Annotated in this window: 20 protein-coding genes and 1 pseudogene; 15 read left to right on the top strand and 6 right to left on the bottom strand. The window is 64.7% G+C overall.

The window, feature by feature from the left end:
* The first annotated feature begins 71 nt into the window (after positions 1-71).
* Together ACFLEY_RS15090 and ACFLEY_RS15085 are read left to right on the top strand one after the other, a co-directional pair.
* Positions 72-302 (top strand): hypothetical protein, encoded by a 231-nt coding sequence (locus ACFLEY_RS15090; RefSeq protein WP_082757092.1) that lies wholly within the window; start codon positions 72-74, stop codon positions 300-302.
* Between the two features lie 52 nt (positions 303-354).
* A complete protein-coding gene (locus ACFLEY_RS15085) occupies positions 355-753 on the top strand; it encodes a hypothetical protein (protein ID WP_060908185.1) in 399 nt (132 codons plus the stop codon).
* A gap of 131 nt (positions 754-884) precedes the next feature.
* Here ACFLEY_RS15085 and ACFLEY_RS15080 read toward each other — a convergent pair whose 3' ends face one another.
* Positions 885-1445: an SET domain-containing protein gene (locus tag ACFLEY_RS15080; protein WP_011088531.1), complete on the bottom strand. Its 561-nt coding sequence runs from the start codon at positions 1443-1445 to the stop codon at positions 885-887.
* Positions 1446-1608: 163 nt separating this feature from the next.
* Here ACFLEY_RS15080 and ACFLEY_RS15075 point away from each other — a divergent pair, with 163 nt between their 5' ends.
* Positions 1609-2214 (top strand): hypothetical protein, encoded by a 606-nt coding sequence (locus tag ACFLEY_RS15075; protein WP_038967175.1) that lies wholly within the window; start codon positions 1609-1611, stop codon positions 2212-2214.
* Between the two features lie 11 nt (positions 2215-2225).
* On the opposite strand, the gene ACFLEY_RS15070 is transcribed toward ACFLEY_RS15075, so the two are convergent.
* On the bottom strand, positions 2226-3080 hold the full coding sequence (locus tag ACFLEY_RS15070; RefSeq protein WP_129557338.1) for a hypothetical protein: 855 nt from the start codon (positions 3078-3080) through the stop codon (positions 2226-2228).
* A 128-nt stretch (positions 3081-3208) separates the two neighbouring features.
* On the bottom strand, positions 3209-3940 hold the full coding sequence (locus ACFLEY_RS15065; protein ID WP_211433587.1) for a TetR/AcrR family transcriptional regulator: 732 nt from the start codon (positions 3938-3940) through the stop codon (positions 3209-3211).
* A gap of 105 nt (positions 3941-4045) precedes the next feature.
* On the opposite strand from ACFLEY_RS15065, the pseudogene ACFLEY_RS15060 reads away from it, so the two are divergent.
* From ACFLEY_RS15060 to ACFLEY_RS15035, 6 genes and pseudogenes are all read left to right on the top strand, one after another.
* Positions 4046-5442 (top strand): annotated as a pseudogene (locus ACFLEY_RS15060) (carotenoid oxygenase family protein).
* A 144-nt stretch (positions 5443-5586) separates the two neighbouring features.
* Complete coding sequence (locus ACFLEY_RS15055) at positions 5587-5841, top strand: hypothetical protein (RefSeq protein ID WP_060908188.1); 255 nt, start codon at positions 5587-5589, stop codon at positions 5839-5841.
* A gap of 76 nt (positions 5842-5917) precedes the next feature.
* Positions 5918-6493: a hypothetical protein gene (locus tag ACFLEY_RS15050; RefSeq protein WP_060908189.1), complete on the top strand. Its 576-nt coding sequence runs from the start codon at positions 5918-5920 to the stop codon at positions 6491-6493.
* Between the two features lie 12 nt (positions 6494-6505).
* Positions 6506-7060, top strand: coding sequence for an inner membrane-spanning protein YciB (locus ACFLEY_RS15045; protein WP_060908190.1), 555 nt, complete (start codon positions 6506-6508; stop codon positions 7058-7060).
* A gap of 106 nt (positions 7061-7166) precedes the next feature.
* Positions 7167-7463, top strand: a complete 297-nt coding sequence (locus tag ACFLEY_RS15040; protein WP_011088538.1) for a hypothetical protein — start codon at positions 7167-7169, stop codon at positions 7461-7463.
* A 12-nt stretch (positions 7464-7475) separates the two neighbouring features.
* Positions 7476-8396: an SH3 domain-containing protein gene (locus tag ACFLEY_RS15035; protein WP_060908191.1), complete on the top strand. Its 921-nt coding sequence runs from the start codon at positions 7476-7478 to the stop codon at positions 8394-8396.
* Between the two features lie 181 nt (positions 8397-8577).
* On the opposite strand, the gene ACFLEY_RS15030 is transcribed toward ACFLEY_RS15035, so the two are convergent.
* Positions 8578-10233, bottom strand: coding sequence for a fumarate hydratase (locus ACFLEY_RS15030; protein ID WP_060908192.1), 1656 nt, complete (start codon positions 10231-10233; stop codon positions 8578-8580).
* Positions 10234-10481: 248 nt separating this feature from the next.
* Here ACFLEY_RS15030 and ACFLEY_RS15025 point away from each other — a divergent pair, with 248 nt between their 5' ends.
* From ACFLEY_RS15025 to ACFLEY_RS15015, 3 genes are all read left to right on the top strand, one after another.
* Positions 10482-10961, top strand: coding sequence for a hypothetical protein (locus ACFLEY_RS15025; protein WP_011088541.1), 480 nt, complete (start codon positions 10482-10484; stop codon positions 10959-10961).
* Positions 10962-11252: 291 nt separating this feature from the next.
* On the top strand, positions 11253-11426 hold the full coding sequence (locus ACFLEY_RS15020) for a hypothetical protein (RefSeq protein WP_165448166.1): 174 nt from the start codon (positions 11253-11255) through the stop codon (positions 11424-11426).
* A 116-nt stretch (positions 11427-11542) separates the two neighbouring features.
* Positions 11543-12217, top strand: a complete 675-nt coding sequence (locus ACFLEY_RS15015) for an isoprenylcysteine carboxylmethyltransferase family protein (RefSeq protein ID WP_060908193.1) — start codon at positions 11543-11545, stop codon at positions 12215-12217.
* 304 nt (positions 12218-12521) lie between these two features.
* Here the strand turns inward: ACFLEY_RS15015 and ACFLEY_RS15010 are convergent, their stop codons facing one another.
* Positions 12522-13229 carry a glutathione S-transferase gene (locus ACFLEY_RS15010; protein WP_060908194.1) on the bottom strand — a complete coding sequence of 236 codons (708 nt, stop codon included), beginning with the start codon at positions 13227-13229 and terminating at the stop codon, positions 12522-12524.
* Positions 13230-13307: 78 nt separating this feature from the next.
* On the bottom strand, positions 13308-13982 hold the full coding sequence (locus ACFLEY_RS15005) for a hypothetical protein (RefSeq protein ID WP_028173306.1): 675 nt from the start codon (positions 13980-13982) through the stop codon (positions 13308-13310).
* Between the two features lie 316 nt (positions 13983-14298).
* On the opposite strand from ACFLEY_RS15005, the gene ACFLEY_RS15000 reads away from it, so the two are divergent.
* From ACFLEY_RS15000 to ACFLEY_RS14990, 3 genes are read left to right on the top strand one after another with little or no spacing between them, the layout of a single operon-like run.
* On the top strand, positions 14299-15300 hold the full coding sequence (locus tag ACFLEY_RS15000; RefSeq protein ID WP_060908195.1) for an NrtA/SsuA/CpmA family ABC transporter substrate-binding protein: 1002 nt from the start codon (positions 14299-14301) through the stop codon (positions 15298-15300).
* A gap of 14 nt (positions 15301-15314) precedes the next feature.
* A complete protein-coding gene (locus ACFLEY_RS14995) occupies positions 15315-16241 on the top strand; it encodes an ABC transporter permease (protein ID WP_396604972.1) in 927 nt (308 codons plus the stop codon).
* The gene (locus tag ACFLEY_RS14990; protein ID WP_060912610.1) at positions 16150-16989 is read left to right on the top strand and encodes an ABC transporter ATP-binding protein; all 840 of its coding nucleotides are present in this window, start codon (positions 16150-16152) and stop codon (positions 16987-16989) included. The genes ACFLEY_RS14995 and ACFLEY_RS14990 overlap by 92 nt, the downstream gene beginning before the upstream one ends.
* The last annotated feature ends 30 nt before the right edge of the window (positions 16990-17019 follow it).

The following is a 17019-nucleotide window of genomic DNA, read 5'->3' as shown; positions in this document are numbered from 1 at the left end:
GCCCCGCTTACCTGCGAGGTAATCGAATTCGGCGTCGCTGCGGCGCATCTTCCCTAGCACAGGAGATGACCATGATCGCGCTGCTGCTCTACCGGACCGTTGCAGACCACCTTGTTCCCTGGGCCATGGCGCTCGCCACCCGCATGCTGGCGCGCAGCCTCAACATGCCCGAGCCGCTGGTGCATTCGACCGGCGACTATGTGGTCGCACAGGTGCTCGCCTTCGAGCACGGCGTCGGAAGGAGCCTCTGCCCGTTCCGCATCGCCCGCCTGCTCAGCGCCTGGTGGCGCGGACTGCGCTGAATTCCACCCCAAGATTCCACCCCCAAGCCCAACCCAAGCAAGGAGACCTACGATGATTGACGCATCCACCTTCCTGCGTCGCGCCCTGCTCGCCGACGCGATCTTCAGCGGCGCGGCCGCCCTCGGCTTCACTTTCGGCGCAGGCGCCGTCGCAACGCTGTTCAACCTGCCCGAAGCGTTGCTGCGCGAGACCGGTCTGTTCCTGATCGCCTACACTGCGCTGGTCGGCTGGCTTGCCGCGCGCGCCGCGGTGCCGAAGCCGCTCGTCCTGCTCGTTGTGGTCGGCAACGCGGCCTGGACGGTCGGCAGCATCGCGCTGCTGCTCTCGGGCGCGGTCTCGCCGAACATCGCGGGCGAGCTCATGGTCGTGGCCCAGGCGATCGCCACCGGCGTCTTCGCCGAGCTGCAATATGTGGGATTGCGGAAGAGCGGGCGCGTCGTGGCGGCGTGAGGCCGCATCCGCTGCTGTCGTCGCCCGGTTTAGCCGGGCGACCCAGTATTCCAGAGACGCCTGAGGGATACGGAGAAGCCGCGGCGTACTGGATGCCCCGCTTTCGCGGGGCATGACACCGCGATGAACGGCTACGCCCGCGCGCTGCCGTTGGCCTTGCCGACGGCGTGGCCGTTGAGCTTCTTCTTTTTGACGGCCTTGGCGCCTGCCTTCTTGGCCTTGGCTTCCGTGCGCGCCTTCACCTTGGCGCGTTCGGCCCGCTCCTCGGCGCGCAGCTTCTTGCGCTTGGTCTCGCAGGAGGCGCATTTGCAGCCGATCGGCTTCAGATAGGCTTTGAAGTAGTCGGTGCCGTAATCGTAGTTGATCTCGTCGCCCGGCTCGATGTTCTTGATGGCACGGATGAAGACCTTGCGCTCGCGCGGGCGAACGTCGGACTCGGCGTTGGGCCGGCAGGAATGGTTGATGTAGCGGGCGAGGTTCTTGCGCACCGAGCCGTCGATGGTCCAGCGGCCGTTGAGCTCGAACAGATATTTGTTCTCGATCTCGTCGTGCGCAGGAATCCGCGAGTCCAGGATCGGTCCGAAATAACGGATGATCCGGGTCCCCTTCTTGATCGGTTTGGTGGCGAAGAGGCCGAGCCCGGTCTTGGAGCGGCCGACGCGATAAGGTTTGTTCGACGAAATGGCTGGCATGATCTGGAGAACGAGGACGCGAACAAGGCCGGACGGGCCCAAGCGAAGCCGCTCTTCTAGAACGATTCCGCGCCGCTGTCAGGTCTCAGGTAGGCCTGTTTGAACCTTGCCCACAATCAAGACGTCTGATGGTACGGAGTTCCCGATGCATCAAAGCCTCATGATGACCCGCATCACCACAACGTGCCTGGCCGTGTTGCTGATGTGCACCGTCCTTGGTGGCGCAAACGCCCAATCCGTGGGCAGCACGTACACTTCGACGGCGCCCAAGGACTGCCGCCAGCTCGGAAAGCCCAGCGAGCTCGACGGCAGCACGACGCGTATGTGTCCCGGCAAAGATGGCCTGATGGTGCTGATCGCCGAGGACGATCTTCGCGAGATCGTCTCGGTCGGGCGCAATCGCAAGGAAGCGGCCGAGGAGCCGGCGGCCAAGACCTGGTTCGCCCCGTTCAATTCATCCGAGACCACCGTCGAGTGGCACGCCGCCGGCCAAAAGCCGTTTGCGATCATCCAGCGCTGGCACATCGCCGACGGCAGCGATCCCGACAAGCAGGGACGGCCAAACACCAAGGCCATGCTGGTCGTGACACGGCTGCCGCCGGGCCCGGTCTGCCATGTCGCCTATGTCGATGCAATCGCCAACCCGAACGCCAATGAGCTCGCGCGTAAGGCCGCGGACGATTTCGCCCGCGGCTTCACCTGCGGCAAGGACGAGGTGAAGGTCATCGGCACGCGCGGCCGCGCCGTCGAGCTCGCGACGATGCGCTAGCTCTGGCTCGATCAAGCTCTCTTTTGGGTCGCACGTTTAAGGTCGTTCAGGACCTTCTCGATTTCATCAAGCGTTCCCCTCCGACTTGTATCGCCGCCAAAGCTATCCCTGAACCGGCCCAACTCGCTGACCGCGGCGTCCAAACTCGGAATGTAAGCCTTCGCATTCTTTCCCTGCATCGCGAGTAGAATGGCTACGAGGGCTTGATATTGTAGAAACGGCTTTTCCGAGCCAACGCGCTGCACCAGCCAGTCCAACATCTCGAAATCGTAACAGATCTGGAGCGTTGCAATGACCATGAGCCGCTTGCCTGGAGAGGCGACCCCAGCGAACTCGTGGCGAAGCGGAAAAAAGGCCTGACCGATTGTACGCATCTTGGAGACCACGACCTCCATAGCGCGCGTTCGGTCATTGCCAGGCGGCATCGACGCACGCACGTGCTCATAATCTGCAGCGAGGGATTCTGCTTGCGCCATGACCACGCCGCTACTTGCGTTTGCCGCCAATTTCTTGACCGTCATCGCTCGTTCGAGTTCTCCCTCCGACGGGCCCGAAAGCAGCTCGGCCTCCGATTTGTTCTGGGCTTCCTTCGCCGATTGCTCGATTTGCTTGTCTATCTTCCGGGATATTTCCGCCCCGAACACTTTGACGGTTTCCACATTACCGAGAAAGCTGGTTACCTGCTGACGGAAAAGGAGCGCGCAAAAGACAGCAGCAGCCGGCCAAGCGACCGCGTTGAGAAACTCGGTGACGCTTTTGAGCAGCTCGATCCCTGAGGGGCCTGCACCACGGGGCGCACCGCCGCTGCCGGCGGCCTTAATCAGCTCAGTAAGCTTGCTCAGTATTTCGGGAGAAATGTCTGACATGGGAAATCTACGGCTGATATGACAGAGAAAAGAACTCAGTATCAGCGAAACAATTGTCCACTTCAAGGTGTACAATTCAATAAAGTCTACCTGAGCCATGAGGCAGAGGTTACAGTCGTCCCGATCGATCAGACGGCCGGCAGTTTTCCCGGCACCGTCGACTTCAAGATCGCTTCCAGGAGTTGTTCTGCCGTCGTCCCCTCGGGCAGCCGCTCGAGGATGTCCGAGAGCCGCCCGTCGAGCAGCAGCGTGGTGAAGCCGTGCACCATCGACCAGGCGCGCGCGATCGCGGCGCCCTGGTCGAGCGTCAGCGCGTCGCCGCTGATCTGCTCCTGCCGCATCGCGCCGATGGCGTTGGCAAGTCCGGCGAAGGAGGCTTCGGCAGCCTCGTGCAGCGAGGGCCTGGAATAGTCGAGCCGCTCGGTGCGGAACATGATGCCGTACATGCCGGGATGGGCCTGCGCATAGGCGACATAGGCTTTCGGCCGCGCCAGCGCGCGCGCGAGCGGCGTGGTCGCGGTGTCGCAGGCTGACGCCATCGCCGCGTTGAACTGGCGGAAGCCGACGGCCGCGAGCTCGCTGAGAAGGCCGGTGAGATCGCCGAAATGATGGGTCGGCGCAGCATGCGATACACCCGCCTCGCGCGCCACCGCGCGCAACGTCAGGCCCGCAAGCCCGTCGCGCTCCAGCACCCGTTCGGCGGCCTGGAGCAGCGCCTCGCGCAGCGCGCCGTGATGATACGGCGCCTCCGTCTTCGCACTCGCCGCACGGCGCACCGGGCGCGATGCCGCGGTCGACGTCGTTCTTCTGGGGGCACGCGAGCTTCGCGCCGTTTCGCCTTTGGTGTCGGTCTTGGCCATTTGCAAGCTATATGACGCAATATTGACAGTGTAAAGATTTCACTTGACCAGAACTGCCGACGCGGCTAATTGATCTTTACGATGTAAAGATAAGGGGGGCACGCCGTGCAGCACGACGCCATCGCTGAGCGCCGCAACAATATCGCGCCGATTCCATTCGAGGCCGACGCGCCCTTCCTCAAGATCATCGGCGAATTGCCGCGCGAGCTGAACGGCACGCTCTATCGCAACGGCCCCAATCCGCAGTTCGATGCGCCCGGCGCGCACTGGTTCGTCGGCGACGGCATGCTGCACGCCTTCCACCTCGAGAATGGCCGCGCCAGCTACCGCAACCGCTGGGTCCGCACGCCGAAATGGCTCGCCGAGCACGACGCCGGCCGCGCGCTATTCGGCGGCTTCGGCCGCAAGCTGCCGGATGCCCCGAAAAACCTCACCGATGGCGGCGTCGCCAACACCAACATCATCTTCCATGCCGGCAAGCTGCTGGCGCTGGAAGAAGCGCATCTGCCGACCGAGATCGAGCCGGGCACGCTGGCCACGCGCGGCTATCACAATTATCGGGGCCGCATCGCCGGCAGCTTCACGGCGCATCCGAAGGTCGATCCCGTCACCGGCGAGATGCTGTTCTTCGGTTACAACGCCGCGGGACCGCTGACGCCTGCCCTCTCCTACGGATCGATCGATGCCGCCGGCAAGGCGACGCGGTTCGAACGTTTCGAGGCGCCCTATGCCAGCATGGTGCACGACTTCATCGTCACCGCGAACCATGTGCTGTTTCCGATCCTTCCCATCGCCGGCAGCATGGAGCGCGCGATGAGCGGACGGCCGCCCTATGCCTGGGAGCCGGACAAGGGCGCCTATGTCGGCGTGATGAAGCGCAACGGCACGGCCAAGGACATCGTCTGGTTCCGCGGTGAAGCCTGCTACGTCTTCCACGTCATGAACGCGTGGGAGGACAATGGCCGCATCATCGCCGACGTCATGCAGTTCGAGGAGGCGCCGCTGTTCCCGCATCCCGACGGCCGGCCGACCGATCCGGAGAAATCGCGCGCCCGCCATTGCCGCTGGACCTTCGATCTCTCGGGGAATACCGATCGCTTCCAGCAGACGTATCTGGACGACCTCACCGGCGAATTCCCGCGCATCGACGATCGCCGCGCCGGGCTGAAGAGCCGTCACGGCTGGTACGCCTGCGCCAATCCAAAACTACCGATGTTCGGCGCGCTGTCCGGCATCGTCCATGTCGACGGCAATGGCCGGCGGCTCGGCCATTATCTGCTGCCGGCCGGCGACACCATCTCCGAGCCGGTCTCGTCGAGCGATCGAGCGATGCAGCCGAAGGCGATGGCTGGCTGCTCGCCGTGGTGTGGCGCGCGCGGGAGAACCGCAGCGACCTCGCCGTGTTCAATGCCACCGACATCGAGGCCGGCCCCGCCGCATTGGTGCAGCTCGGCCACCGCGTGCCCGACGGCTTTCACGGCAATTGGGTGGGAGCGGCATAACCGTCATTCCGGGGTGCGACGAAGTCGCGAACCCGGAATCCATTTCACCGCGTGCTCTGCGGCTCGACGGATCCTCAAACACGCAATTGCGCATCGTAGCTCGACGCTTCGCGTGCCCCGGAATGACGGAAAGAGGAGTTTCCCATGCACATGCCCTCGATCACCGCCGACTGTCTCGCCGTCCTCGCCCTGGCCTGCGCCGCGCTCGCACTCCGGATGACCTGGCTGTGGCGGGGCAGCCATGGCACCTTCAACGGCGGCATCTTGCTCTCCGCCGGCTTCATGACCGGCTGCGCGCTGCCGCTCCTGCCCTGGGCGGAATTGGCCGCGGAGGCATCGGACCAAGTCGTTGCAGGCCTTCATCTTTTGGAGGTCGCCTACGTGATTTTGACACTGTAAAGATATTGCTTGACCCACGCGCGCCCCTGAAGCAGTAATCTTTCCATTGTAAAGATCGGCTCGACCGAGGCGGCCCATGACGATTTTCCTGATCCTCGCGCCCTACGGCGCCTACACCTTCCTGATGCTGGTGACGTCGGCCACGGTCAGCGTCTTCGCGGCCTCCGCGATCTGCCTCGCCACCGTGGCCATCGACGTGGCGCAGGGCCGCTCGGTGAAGATCCTGGCTGCGGGCTCGGCGATCGAGTTCGCCGCGATCGGCCTCTACCTCGCGCTGCTCGACCCCGCGCTCGGCACGCTCGGCGTCAAGCTGTCGGTCGATGTCGGGATCTTCGTCATCTCGCTCGGCTCGATGCTGGTCCGCCGACCCTTCACCCTGCAATATGCGATCGAATCGGTCCCGGCCGAGACCGCGGCGATGCCCGGCTTTCTCTATGCCAATTACGTCATCACCGGCGCTTGGACCGCGGCGGCGCTACTGATGGCGGCCGCCAATCTCGTGCTGCTCTACGTCCCCGGCCTGCCGCTCTGGTCGAGCCTTGCGGTCGCCTTCGCCGCCCGCAACAGCGCGATCTACTTCACAAAATGGTATCCCGAGTATCGCCAGATCAAGTACGGTACGCCGGCCGCCGCGCTGCCCAACGCCCGCTGAACAGGATCGACGATGAAGGACGTATTCGCCCGCCTCGCCTCCGACTTCCTCTCCGCCATCGTCTTCCTTGTCGTCTACCTCATCACCGACAACGTCGTCCTGGCAACGTCGGTGGCGATTGCCGGTGCGATCGCGCAGGTGATCTACGCCCGCGTCAAGGGGCAGCAGCTCAACTACATGACCTATGCAAGCCTCGCGCTCGTCGTCGTGCTGGGCACGGTCACGCTACTGACCAATGATCCCCGCTTCATGCTGGCAAAGCCCTCGATCGCGCATTTCGCGATCGGCGCCATCATGCTCAAGCGCGGCTGGATGCTGCGCTACATGCCGCCGATCGTCGCTGAGACCGTTCCGGAATATGTCACCGCTGCGGGCTATGCCTGGGCGGCGCTGATGTTCGTGATCGGCGCCGGCATGATCGCGGTCGCCGCTACGGGCGATCTGAAGCTGTGGGCGTTCTACATCACGGTGGTCGCGGGCGGCGCCAAGATCCTCGCCTTTGCCGTGCGGTATGTCGTGCTCCGGCTCATCGTCACCAGCCGCCGGCGCGCCGCGGCCCGCGCCTAAATGCCTCCAATGCAGCGTTAGGCAGGCGCGCCGAGTTGGGTTATAGGCTCGCTCAGGACTGGCCGCGGATCGTCGCGGCCCGCCGGGATTTGTTCGGGAGACGGGAATGGCCGTAGACGGCAACTGGAATCTGACCATGACGACGCCGATGGGCGAGCGCAACTCGACGCTCAGCCTGAAGGCCGCGGGCGGCACGCTCACGGGCGCGCAGGTTGCGGAAGGTAACTCCGCCGAGATCTTCGACGGCAGCGTCTCTGGCGACAACGTCTCCTGGAAAGTCTCGATCGACAAACCGATGCCGCTCACGCTCGAATTCAGCGGTACCGTCTCCGGCGACAGCATCAGCGGCGAGATGGGCATCGGCCCGATGGGCAGCTTCCCGTTCACGGGCGCGCGGGCGTAAGGCCACGCAGCCATGCGCGTGCTCCGTTTCATCGCGGCGGCGATGCTGTGCGTCGTCACACAAGCAGCGCGCGCGGATGACACCGAACCGGCGTGGCGCGCAAGCGCGCTCGCCATGGTGCCGGCGGGCTTTGTGGCCGGCACCGCCTATCGCACCGATGGCTCGACCGGTTACCTCGCCGTTTATCCGGCGACATCGAACGATCCGAAGACGCCCGCAAGCGTGTTCGCCGCACGCCAGGCGCTCGTGGTCACACTGACGCCGGATGCGACGCGCGCCGTCTCAGCCGAGCTGAAGCCGCGCACCGGGCCGGACCCGGACAACGACGACACCGATTTCGCAAAACTGCACGCCGATCTCGCCGCCAAGCGTTCGTCGCTGCTCGACGGCACCGAGCCCTGCGATCTCGGCGCCTGGTCGATCGACAAGGACCCGAGCGGTCTCAACGTGCGCGCCGAGCCGTCAGTGAAGGCGCGCGTGCTCGGCACGCTGCCGCCGCCCTACCGGCTCAAGCTCGGTGGCAGCGAGAACACGCCGGACGGCGGCTGGCTGACCGAATTCCGCATCATCGGATTCAAGGACGGCTGGTTTCTGATCGAAGGCGCCAAGCCGCCGGGCAAGGACTACGAGGACGACAAGAGATATCCGCGCAGCGCGCCAAAGCCCTATGCCGGGCGCGGCTGGGTAGCCTCCAACAAGGTCGGCGCCGCCTATGCCAACGGCGCCACGCGCATGGGCGGACTGTTCCAGGCGCCCTTCGTCGATGCCAAATGGATGCCCGCCCAGCGCGAGCTCGGCGGCGCGATCGATACCGACGGCGGCCCCAAGCGCCTGCTCGCTTGCAGCGGTCTCTGGGGCCTCGTCGAGAGCCACGACGGCGTCCGCGGCTGGTGGCGCTCGCTGTGCTCCAACCAGGTCACGAATTGCAGTTGAACTCTTCCCCCTCGCTCCGCTTGCGGGGACGCGACGAGCTTCGCTCGCGCTGAGAGGGTTGGAGTAAGGGGGAGTCTCCGCGAGGACGGTGACAGTTGGACTCGTGGAGAGTCCCCCTCACCCGGACTTTGCGCGACGCGCAAAGTCCGACCTCTCCCCGCAAGCGGGGAGAGGTGAAGAGCTAGCCCAGATTCAACTCCTTGAAGAAGTCGTTCCCCTTGTCATCGATGATGATGAACGCCGGGAAATCCACGACTTCGATGCGCCAGATCGCTTCCATGCCGAGCTCGGGATATTCGAGCACCTCGACCTTCTTGATGCAATGCTCGGCGAGGTTCGCCGCGGCGCCGCCGATCGAGCCGAGATAGAAGCCGCCATATTTCTTGCAGGCCTCGCGCACGGCCGGCGCGCGGTTGCCCTTGGCCACCATCACCATGGAGCCGCCCGCGGCCTGGAACTGGTCCACGAAGGAATCCATGCGGCCCGCGGTGGTCGGACCGAACGCTCCGGAGGCGTAGCCCTCGGGCGTCTTGGCGGGACCGGCATAGTAGACCGGATGGTTCTTGAAATAGTCCGGCAGCGGCTCGCCCTTCTCCAGCCGCTCGCGCAGCTTGGCATGGGCGGAATCGCGCGCCACGATCATGGTGCCGGTCATCGAGACCCGCGTCTTGATCGGGTATTTCGAGAACGTCGCCAGGATGTCCTTCATCGGCTGGTTGAGGTCGATCTTGACGACCTCGCCGCCGAGCGCCTCTTCGACCTGCGGCAGATATTGCGCCGGGTTGTGCTCGAGCTCCTCGAGATAGACGCCGTCCCTGGTGATCTTGCCGAGCACCTGGCGATCGGCCGAGCAGGACACGCCGAGCCCGATCGGGAGCGAGGCGCCATGGCGCGGCATGCGGATCACGCGGACGTCGTGGCAGAAATACTTGCCTCCGAACTGAGCGCCGACGCCGAGCGACTGCGTCATCTTGTGGATCTCTTTCTCCATCTCGACGTCGCGGAAGGCGTTGCCGTCGGGCGAGCCGTGGGTCGGCAGCGCGTCGAGATAGCGGGCCGATGCCAGCTTCACGGTCTTCATGCACAGCTCGGCCGAGGTGCCGCCGATCACGATGGCGAGGTGATAGGGCGGGCACGCCGCAGTGCCGAGCGTGAGGATCTTTTCCTTCAGGAACGCGAGCAGGCGGTCCTTGGTCAGGACGGAAGGCGTCGCCTGGAACAGGAAGCTCTTGTTGGCGCTGCCGCCGCCCTTCGCCATGAACATGAACTTGTAGGCGTCGTCGCCCTCGGCGTAGATCTCGCACTGCGCCGGCATGTTGTTGGCGGTGTTCTTCTCCTCGTACATCGAGAGCGGCGCGACCTGCGAGTAGCGCAGATTGCGGCGCAGGTACGCATCGCGCGCGCCTTCCGACAGCGCGGCCTCGTCGTCACCGTCGGTGATGACGTTGCAGCCCTTCTTGCCCATGATGATCGCGGTGCCGGTGTCCTGGCACATCGGCAGCACGCCGCCGGCCGCGATGTTGGCGTTCTTCAAGAAGTCGAGCGCGACGAACTTGTCGTTCGGGCTCGCCTCGCCGTCCTCCAGGATCGCGCGGAGCTGCTTCAAATGGCCGGGGCGCAGGTAATGGTTGATGTCGCCGAAAGCCGCCTCCGACAGCGCCCGCAGCGCCTCGCGCGACACCACCAGCATGTCCTTGCCCAGGACCTTCTCGACCCGGATACCCTCGGACGAAATCTTCTTGTAGGGCGTCTCGTCCTTGCCCAACGGGAACAGCGGGGTGTGCTTGTAGGGCGGAACGGGCTTTGCGGGGTCGGGGAAGGCGGTGGGAGCGTTCATGGAGCGAATCTCGGGGTTTTGGAGCCCTCGCGCGGGCCCCTGGCATAGAAGCGTTCTAAGCTTTTTTGCCGTAAAGGGAAGGCGTTCCGGCGCGGTCGGGGCATCCCGATTCGACGTCATGACGGTCCTTTTTCGGTCACCGTCGGCCGGACGCAGGTGGCGATGATCGTGCCCGGCAGGCCTTGCGTCCACCCCTTGCGCTCGGCGCGCGACGAAGGTTGAATGCGCGCCCAAAGGGGCTTTTTATCATGATTTTCAAACTGAACGTCCGCGGCGCGATCCTGGTCGCCGCCGCCATCACCGGCCTTGTGACCCTCGCCTCGCCTGCCCGCGCGGACCAGTGCGATGACATCGCAAAGCAGCTTGCGAGCGGCATCGACAGGCTGAAGGTCAACTTCAAGGCCGCCAACATCATCTACCTCACCCACCCGGCGGCGAAGGAGCTCTCGCTCGGCTGCCGCGCGCAGGGGCAAAACTATTCCAACGAGCTCTATGCCAAGGGCGACCGCAAGCCGACGCCGCAGTTCTATGACCTCGTCGCGTCCGCGGCCGCGATCATCTTCACGGTGCCGAAGGACGACACCGCGAAAGGCGCGACGCGCTGCCTGAAGCGCATGGGCCTGCTCCGCGGCGACAAGGTGTCGATGCGCTTCAAGCGCCTCAACATGGATTGCTCGCGCACCAAGACGGAAGCCTCGATCGCGATCACGCGTCCGAAGGACGAGTAGGCCGGCGCGTCTGCCGCAGGCCTCGCGCTTTCCGCAGGCGCGACTCGCGTGTGTCGTAACGTCGCCCGCTGCATACTCCGTCATTGCGAGTCCCTCCGCGGAGACAGACTGGATTGCTTCGCTGCGCTCGCAATGACGGATGAGAGAGTTGGCGCCCGTTGAAATTGCACAATGACAGGCGCGAAGACGCCTCCCACCGCACCAGATCCCTCGCATTTTAACGATTGGCTTGAGGGAAATTTCGCTCCTCGCAGGACAGACTCAATTGTTTCCATGTGTGAGGATTTGTGGATGAGCGTTTCTACCGTTGCGCCGCCGCCGATCGCGATCGTGGTCCCGAGCTACGACACGACCAAGCAGCAGGACGATCAGGCCAAGACCAAGGACACCGACCCGACCTACAAGCCGCAGCCGCCCGTGCCGCTGCCGCCGGGTCAGGGCACGCGGATCGATCAGCTCGCCTGATCCGGCCTGCCGAAGTTGAAGCGCCCGATCCGGTCGATCGGGCTTTTCGCGTGTCCGGCCGCATCTTTGCCGGATAGCCGGGTCAATATGGCGCGGGATTGCCCCGGGACCTGCGCATGATCGCACGGCTCTTGTTGCAGAACACGGTCTTCGTCGTCGCGACGGGCGCGCTGCTGTTCGCGTCCGCCGGCACGCTGCAGTGGCCCGGCGCCTGGGTGATGCTGATCGCCTCCGCGCTACTCGGCCCGCTCTGCGGCTGGTGGCTCTACCGGCTTGATCCGGCGCTGCTCGCCGAGCGTCTCCGTCCGGTCATCCAGAAAGACCAGCCGCCCGCCGACAAGGCGTTCATCGCCGTGTTCGTGCTCGCGATACTGGCCTGGCTGGTCGCGATGGGCCTCGACCGGCGCCAGCTTGCCTCCGGCATGCCGCTCGCTTTGCAGGTCCTCGGCCTCGTGCTGTTCCTCGCCTCGACGCTGTTCACGATGTGGGTGTTCCGCGAAAACTCGTTCGCCGCGCCGGTGGTGAAGCTGCAAGCCGAACGCGCGCAGCACGTGATCTCGACGGGGCCCTACGCGCATGTGCGCCATCCCATGTACAGCGGCATGATCCTGTTCTTCGCCGGCGTCCCGCTGCTGCTGGGCTCGTGGTGGGGTCTTGCGATGGAGCCGCTCTTCCTCGCGCTGCTAGCAGTCCGAATCCGCATCGAGGAGCGCACGCTGCGCGCGGGCCTGCCGGGCTATGCCGACTATGCGATGCGGGTGCGCTACCGTCTGCTACCCGGCGTGTGGTGAGCGCGCATCTCTGTCCCGTGCAACTCCAGGGAAAAGCGCCTGCCCTCCTCCGATCGACTGACGTCGCCGCAACCGAAGCCCGCTAGAGGGAGCCCGCACCCACGTGAACGGGAGACGCGACGATGTTCTGCAAGCCCCCCTGCCCTGACGAGCATGACCTCGCTCCCGCCCCTCATGATTCAAACGATCGATCTGGTCCGGAGCGTTCACAGATGCTCGGGAGCCACGACGCGTTCGGGCGATTGATCGCGCCCGAAACGGCCGGTCCGGAACGGGGGCTGCCGCCAGCCTCCCTCCGGACCGGCTAACTATCGAGCTCCTTGTAGCGCCGGAAGATGCCCTGCTCGTTGAAGGCAATGCGACGCTCGCTCGCAAGGTAGGCCTTGATGTTCGGTCGCGCGGCGACGCGGTCGTGCAGGCCGACGAGGCCCGGGATGTCTGCCTCGAACGCCTTCATGCGCCTGGGGAAGGCATAGCGCAGCCCGGCGACGATCTGGAACAGCGAGAGGTCGACATAGGTCAGCCGGCGGCCGGTGACGTAAGTGCCGCCATTGCCGGCGAGCAGCTGTTCGAAATAGCCGAGATATTTCGGCACGCGCTCGCTCCAGAACTCGGCCGTGCGCTTCTTCGCCGCGGGCCGCGCGTCCTCGTAATAGAGCGAGGGCCCAAGTGGATGATGGGTGTCGTGAACCTCCAGCACGAGATCGGCGATGGTGAGCTGGAGCTGGTGCACCCAGAGTTTGCCTGCTTCCGTCTTCGGCGCAAGGGCGTGGCGGGCGCCCAGATAGAGCAGGATGTTGGCGGTCTGGCCGATGACGAGCTTGCCGGCCTTGAGGAATGGCGGCGCGAAGGGCGGTGTGCCCTCATGCGCGTCCATCATCTTCATCATCGCAGCTGTTCCGCGCGGGCCGCGCGCAACGTCGACGTAGGCCGCACCCGCCTCCTCCAGCGCCAGCCGCACATATTCGCCGCGGCCCTGAATCTCGGGCCAGTAGTAAAGCTCGTACTTCATGGAAACAGTCCGTGATTGCATTGCGGCAAGTGTAGCACGCAACCACGAACTCGATGACGGTGGACGGTGTTCCGCGCCTCAATTCGCCGCGAAGCAATACAGCAGCCCGTCGCCACCCGTGCTCTTCAAATCGGCCTGCGAGCAGCCGCCATCGGGACCGCGCGAGGGGTGCGAGCTGTTCCACGATTTCGACGGCTCGTCGTCACGCAGGCCCCGCCGGTCGGCATGGCCGACCACCGCAGTACCTTGCGTGCTGGACGACCAGTTCTTGCAGGTCTTGTCGTCGCCGGCGGCAAATGCGGTGCCGTCGGGTTGCGTCCCCGTGAGAATGTCGTGGCGGTTCGGCGTATCGCCGACTCCGTTGGAGACCTCACCCTTCTCGCTGAGCGCCGTCTGCTTGGTCAGGTTGTTGGCGGGGCCATGAAGCTCGGCAACATCCTTGGCGATGACCGCGCCCTTCGCATTCTGCCACGGCCCCTTGCCGATGCGGTCGCGCGCGTTGACGGCCGGCTTGCCGTCGGCGGCCTGGGTCGAGAGATAGGCGCGCCAGGTTTTGGCGCCGGCGCCGACGGCCTGAGCGAGCTTCTGGCAGTGCGCATCGGCCCCTTCCAGGCCGCCGAGATCGGCACCCTTGCCCGGCCCGCTCGAGGTCACGAAGAAGGTCATATCGGCTGACTGCGCCAGCACCGATGGACTTGCGAAGACCGCGAGCGCAGCGCCTGCTGGTACGATGACCCTGGCAATAAAGTTCATCCTATCCTCCCGTTTGGTCCTGCGATTGCTCTTGGCTGGCCCGTCTTTGACCCTCTGACACGAACCCGTCACGACGGACATTATTCCGGCCGCCCACCGCGCGTCACCTCGAGCGGAGGCGCGGGACCGGCCGCCCCCGAAGGCCGTGTCGATTAATTGCTTCCCGGGACCGTAGCGCCGGGTGAGCATGCCAGCACGGGCCGATCCTCAAGCGATCGCCCACGGGAGGACGCGGGAGTCCGTTGCGGAGCCGTTCAGGGCGGCATCCGCGATCATATCGGGGCTGCCGCCGGGCGCGGCGCGAGGGGAGATCGTCATGCACTGGAACACCGTCCGCCCAATTGCGGCAATTGCCGGCTATGCCGCGCTTTGCTGCGTTGCCATCGGTCCGGGCTGCGCCTCGGCCGCGGAATTGCTCAAAGCCCGGCTGGCGCAGAACCTCGGACCGATCTCCGGCCTTGCGATCGTCGCCAAATCGAAGGGGATTTTCGAAAAGAACGGACTGGACATCACGGTCTCGAACTTCACGTCCGGCAAGCAGTGCCTGGACACCGTGATCGGGGGCGGCGCCGACATCGCGACGACGGCGGAGGCGCCGGTCACCGCTTCGGCGATGGCAAACCAACCCATCGCCTTCGTCGCCGGCATGGAATATTCCGACCTCAAGACGGTCGTCGCGGCCAAGGCCGGCGTCAAGACCAAGGCAGAGCTTCGCGGCAAGCGAATCGGATTCACGGCCGGCACAGGCAGCGAGGTCTACACGGCGACGTTGCTGAAGTCGGCGGGATTGACGCCCAAGGATGTCACCCTCGTCAACCTGCGGCCGCAGGAAATGCTGCCGGCACTGGCAGCCGGAAGCATCGACGCGATCGACACTTGGGAACCCCACATCGCCAACGCGAAGAAGGCCCTGGGCGAAGCCGTCGCTGAGCTCGATACAACGGGCACCTACTCCGAGACGTTCAACATCGTCGTCATGAGGACCTATCTGGATGCCAACCCTGCGGTGGTCGAGAAGTTCATCGCCGCACTGATCGATGCCGAGGTCTGGATGAAGGCACATCAGGACGAAGCGATCACGGTGGTGGCGGACGCGGTCGGCATGAAGCGGGACGACCTCGCTCCCATCTGGGCCGACTATGTCTACCGGGTGCGTCTCGACGATCGGCTGATCGAGATTCTCAAGACTCACTCCGCATGGCGCCTCGAGAGCGGCAACCATCCTCCGGGAGCGGCGATGCCCGACTTCAGCAAGGTCGTCGTCGCCGAGCCACTGAAGAAGGTCGACTCCGCACGCGTCACCCTCTCGTGGAAATAGGCACCCGCACAGCCATGCAGGACGGCACTTCAGCACGACAGGAGATTGCTCTCCGGACCGACGGTCGCGGTCGGCGGCCGGATTCAGCCCGTCTTCGCCGCCTCAACATTCTGATCGGGGCGCTTTCGCTTCCCTTGTTCGTCGGCCTTTGGGAACTGGTCTCTCGTTCCGGGGCCGTCAACATGGTGCTGTTTCCGCCGCCGACGGTGGTTGCTGCGGCGGTCCTCGAGTGGATACGAAGCGGACAGTTCCTTGGCGATCTGCTGGCCAGCCTCTTTCGCGTCACCACGGGGTTCATCGTGGGCGGCGCGCTCGGCATCCTGCTCGGCATCCTCACCGGCCAATTCCCTGTCATCTCGAGCTTGCTGTCCCCGCTATTCCATATCCTCCGGCCAATTCCGCCGATTGCCTTCGTGCCGATCGTCATCCTCTGGTTCGGCCTGTCGGAGGCGGGAAAACTGTTCCTCGTCGTATGGGGCGTGTTCTTCACGGTTTGGCTTTCGACCCACATCGGCGTGCAGAAGGTCGACCGCGGCCTCATTCGGGCGGCGTTGATGCTCGGCACGCCACGGCGGCAGATGCTCCAGGAGATCGTGCTGCTGGGCGCGCTTCCCTACATCGTGGTCGGATTGCGCACCGCCGTCAGCATCTCCTTCTACACGCTTGTCGCGGCCGAACTTGCCGGCGCTTTCGCCGGCATTGTCTACAGGATCGAGATTGCGCAGCAGAATTTGCAAACGGGCCAGGTCATGGGCGGGCTCGCAGCGCTTCGTTCATGGCCGACCGGCTGTTTTCGGCGCTTGCAGAACGTACCGTCTGGTGGCGCTGATGTCGGGACCTCGATCGATCATGAAACTGGCTCTGGCAAGCTCGCCCGCCTCCGTCGAATCGGCACGGAAACAACCGGCCATTCAAGTCTCAAACCTGAGCATCGTTTTTGACACCAATCGCGGTCAGACCATCGCGGTGGATCGCGTTTCCTTTGACGTGGCGCCTGGCGAGTTCGTTTGCATCGTCGGGCCCTCCGGCTGCGGCAAGTCGACGGTGCTCAATACGATCGCCGGACTGGAAGTGCCGTTTGAAGGCGACATCCTGGTCGAGGGCTCGCGTGTCTACAGCCCGCGCCCCGATGTCGGCATGGTGTTCCAGCAGCCGCATCTTTTCCCCTGGAAGTCTGTCCGCAGGAACATCGCCCACGGCCCCAGGATGCTTGGGAAGTCCAGGACGGAAGCGAATGCCATCGCCGACGATCTGATCGCGATGATCGGTCTCAAGCGTTTCGCCGACGCCTATCCGAACACGCTGTCCGGCGGCATGCAACAGCGCGTGGCGATCGCGCGAGCGTTGGCCAATCAGCCCCGCGTGTTGCTGATGGACGAGCCCTTCGGAGCCCTCGACGCCCAGACCCGGGCGGTGATGCAAGACAATCTGCTGGAGCTGCGCGACCGGATCAAGGCGACGATCGTGTTCGTCACCCATGACATCGATGAAGCCATCGTGCTGGCCGACCGCGTTCTCATCATGAGCGCGGGACCCGGCCGCATCCTGCGCGAAGTCGCGGTCAAGCTGCCGCGCCCGCGGTCGAGTGCCGTCATGGTCGAGCCAACCTATCTTTCCCTCAAGAAGGATTGTCTCGACGTCATCCGCGCAGAAGGGCTGCGGGCGTTCAATCAGTCGGACGCGAGCTGATCGCCCAGAACTCGGAAATCGAGCAGCAGC

It is taken from the genome of Bradyrhizobium sp. YCK136 (assembly GCF_044570075.1).
GTDB classification, from domain to species: Bacteria; Pseudomonadota; Alphaproteobacteria; order Rhizobiales; family Xanthobacteraceae; genus Bradyrhizobium; species Bradyrhizobium diazoefficiens.
Note: the sequence above shows the minus strand (reverse complement) of the source record. Positions and strands in the feature narration are given on the sequence as shown.

What these genes read in the sequence shown, in the direction of transcription:
- ACFLEY_RS15085 (WP_060908185.1), top strand. Translation starts at nt 355, where the DNA reads ATGATTGACGCATCCACCTTCCTGCGTCGCGCCCTGCTCGCCGACGCG.
- ACFLEY_RS15055 (WP_060908188.1), top strand. Translation starts at nt 5,587, where the DNA reads ATGCACATGCCCTCGATCACCGCCGACTGTCTCGCCGTCCTCGCCCTG.
- ACFLEY_RS15005 (WP_028173306.1), bottom strand. Translation starts at nt 13,982, where the DNA reads ATGAACTTTATTGCCAGGGTCATCGTACCAGCAGGCGCTGCGCTCGCG.
- ACFLEY_RS15020 (WP_165448166.1), top strand. Translation starts at nt 11,253, where the DNA reads ATGAGCGTTTCTACCGTTGCGCCGCCGCCGATCGCGATCGTGGTCCCG.
- ACFLEY_RS15000 (WP_060908195.1), top strand. Translation starts at nt 14,299, where the DNA reads ATGCACTGGAACACCGTCCGCCCAATTGCGGCAATTGCCGGCTATGCC.
- ACFLEY_RS15030 (WP_060908192.1), bottom strand. Translation starts at nt 10,233, where the DNA reads ATGAACGCTCCCACCGCCTTCCCCGACCCCGCAAAGCCCGTTCCGCCC.
- ACFLEY_RS15025 (WP_011088541.1), top strand. Translation starts at nt 10,482, where the DNA reads ATGATTTTCAAACTGAACGTCCGCGGCGCGATCCTGGTCGCCGCCGCC.
- ACFLEY_RS14990 (WP_060912610.1), top strand. Translation starts at nt 16,150, where the DNA reads ATGAAACTGGCTCTGGCAAGCTCGCCCGCCTCCGTCGAATCGGCACGG.
- ACFLEY_RS15045 (WP_060908190.1), top strand. Translation starts at nt 6,506, where the DNA reads ATGAAGGACGTATTCGCCCGCCTCGCCTCCGACTTCCTCTCCGCCATC.
- ACFLEY_RS15015 (WP_060908193.1), top strand. Translation starts at nt 11,543, where the DNA reads ATGATCGCACGGCTCTTGTTGCAGAACACGGTCTTCGTCGTCGCGACG.
- ACFLEY_RS15070 (WP_129557338.1), bottom strand. Translation starts at nt 3,080, where the DNA reads ATGTCAGACATTTCTCCCGAAATACTGAGCAAGCTTACTGAGCTGATT.
- ACFLEY_RS14995 (WP_396604972.1), top strand. Translation starts at nt 15,315, where the DNA reads ATGCAGGACGGCACTTCAGCACGACAGGAGATTGCTCTCCGGACCGAC.
- ACFLEY_RS15035 (WP_060908191.1), top strand. Translation starts at nt 7,476, where the DNA reads ATGCGCGTGCTCCGTTTCATCGCGGCGGCGATGCTGTGCGTCGTCACA.
- ACFLEY_RS15080 (WP_011088531.1), bottom strand. Translation starts at nt 1,445, where the DNA reads ATGCCAGCCATTTCGTCGAACAAACCTTATCGCGTCGGCCGCTCCAAG.
- ACFLEY_RS15010 (WP_060908194.1), bottom strand. Translation starts at nt 13,229, where the DNA reads ATGAAGTACGAGCTTTACTACTGGCCCGAGATTCAGGGCCGCGGCGAA.
- ACFLEY_RS15065 (WP_211433587.1), bottom strand. Translation starts at nt 3,940, where the DNA reads ATGGCCAAGACCGACACCAAAGGCGAAACGGCGCGAAGCTCGCGTGCC.
- ACFLEY_RS15040 (WP_011088538.1), top strand. Translation starts at nt 7,167, where the DNA reads ATGGCCGTAGACGGCAACTGGAATCTGACCATGACGACGCCGATGGGC.
- ACFLEY_RS15090 (WP_082757092.1), top strand. Translation starts at nt 72, where the DNA reads ATGATCGCGCTGCTGCTCTACCGGACCGTTGCAGACCACCTTGTTCCC.
- ACFLEY_RS15050 (WP_060908189.1), top strand. Translation starts at nt 5,918, where the DNA reads ATGACGATTTTCCTGATCCTCGCGCCCTACGGCGCCTACACCTTCCTG.
- ACFLEY_RS15075 (WP_038967175.1), top strand. Translation starts at nt 1,609, where the DNA reads ATGACCCGCATCACCACAACGTGCCTGGCCGTGTTGCTGATGTGCACC.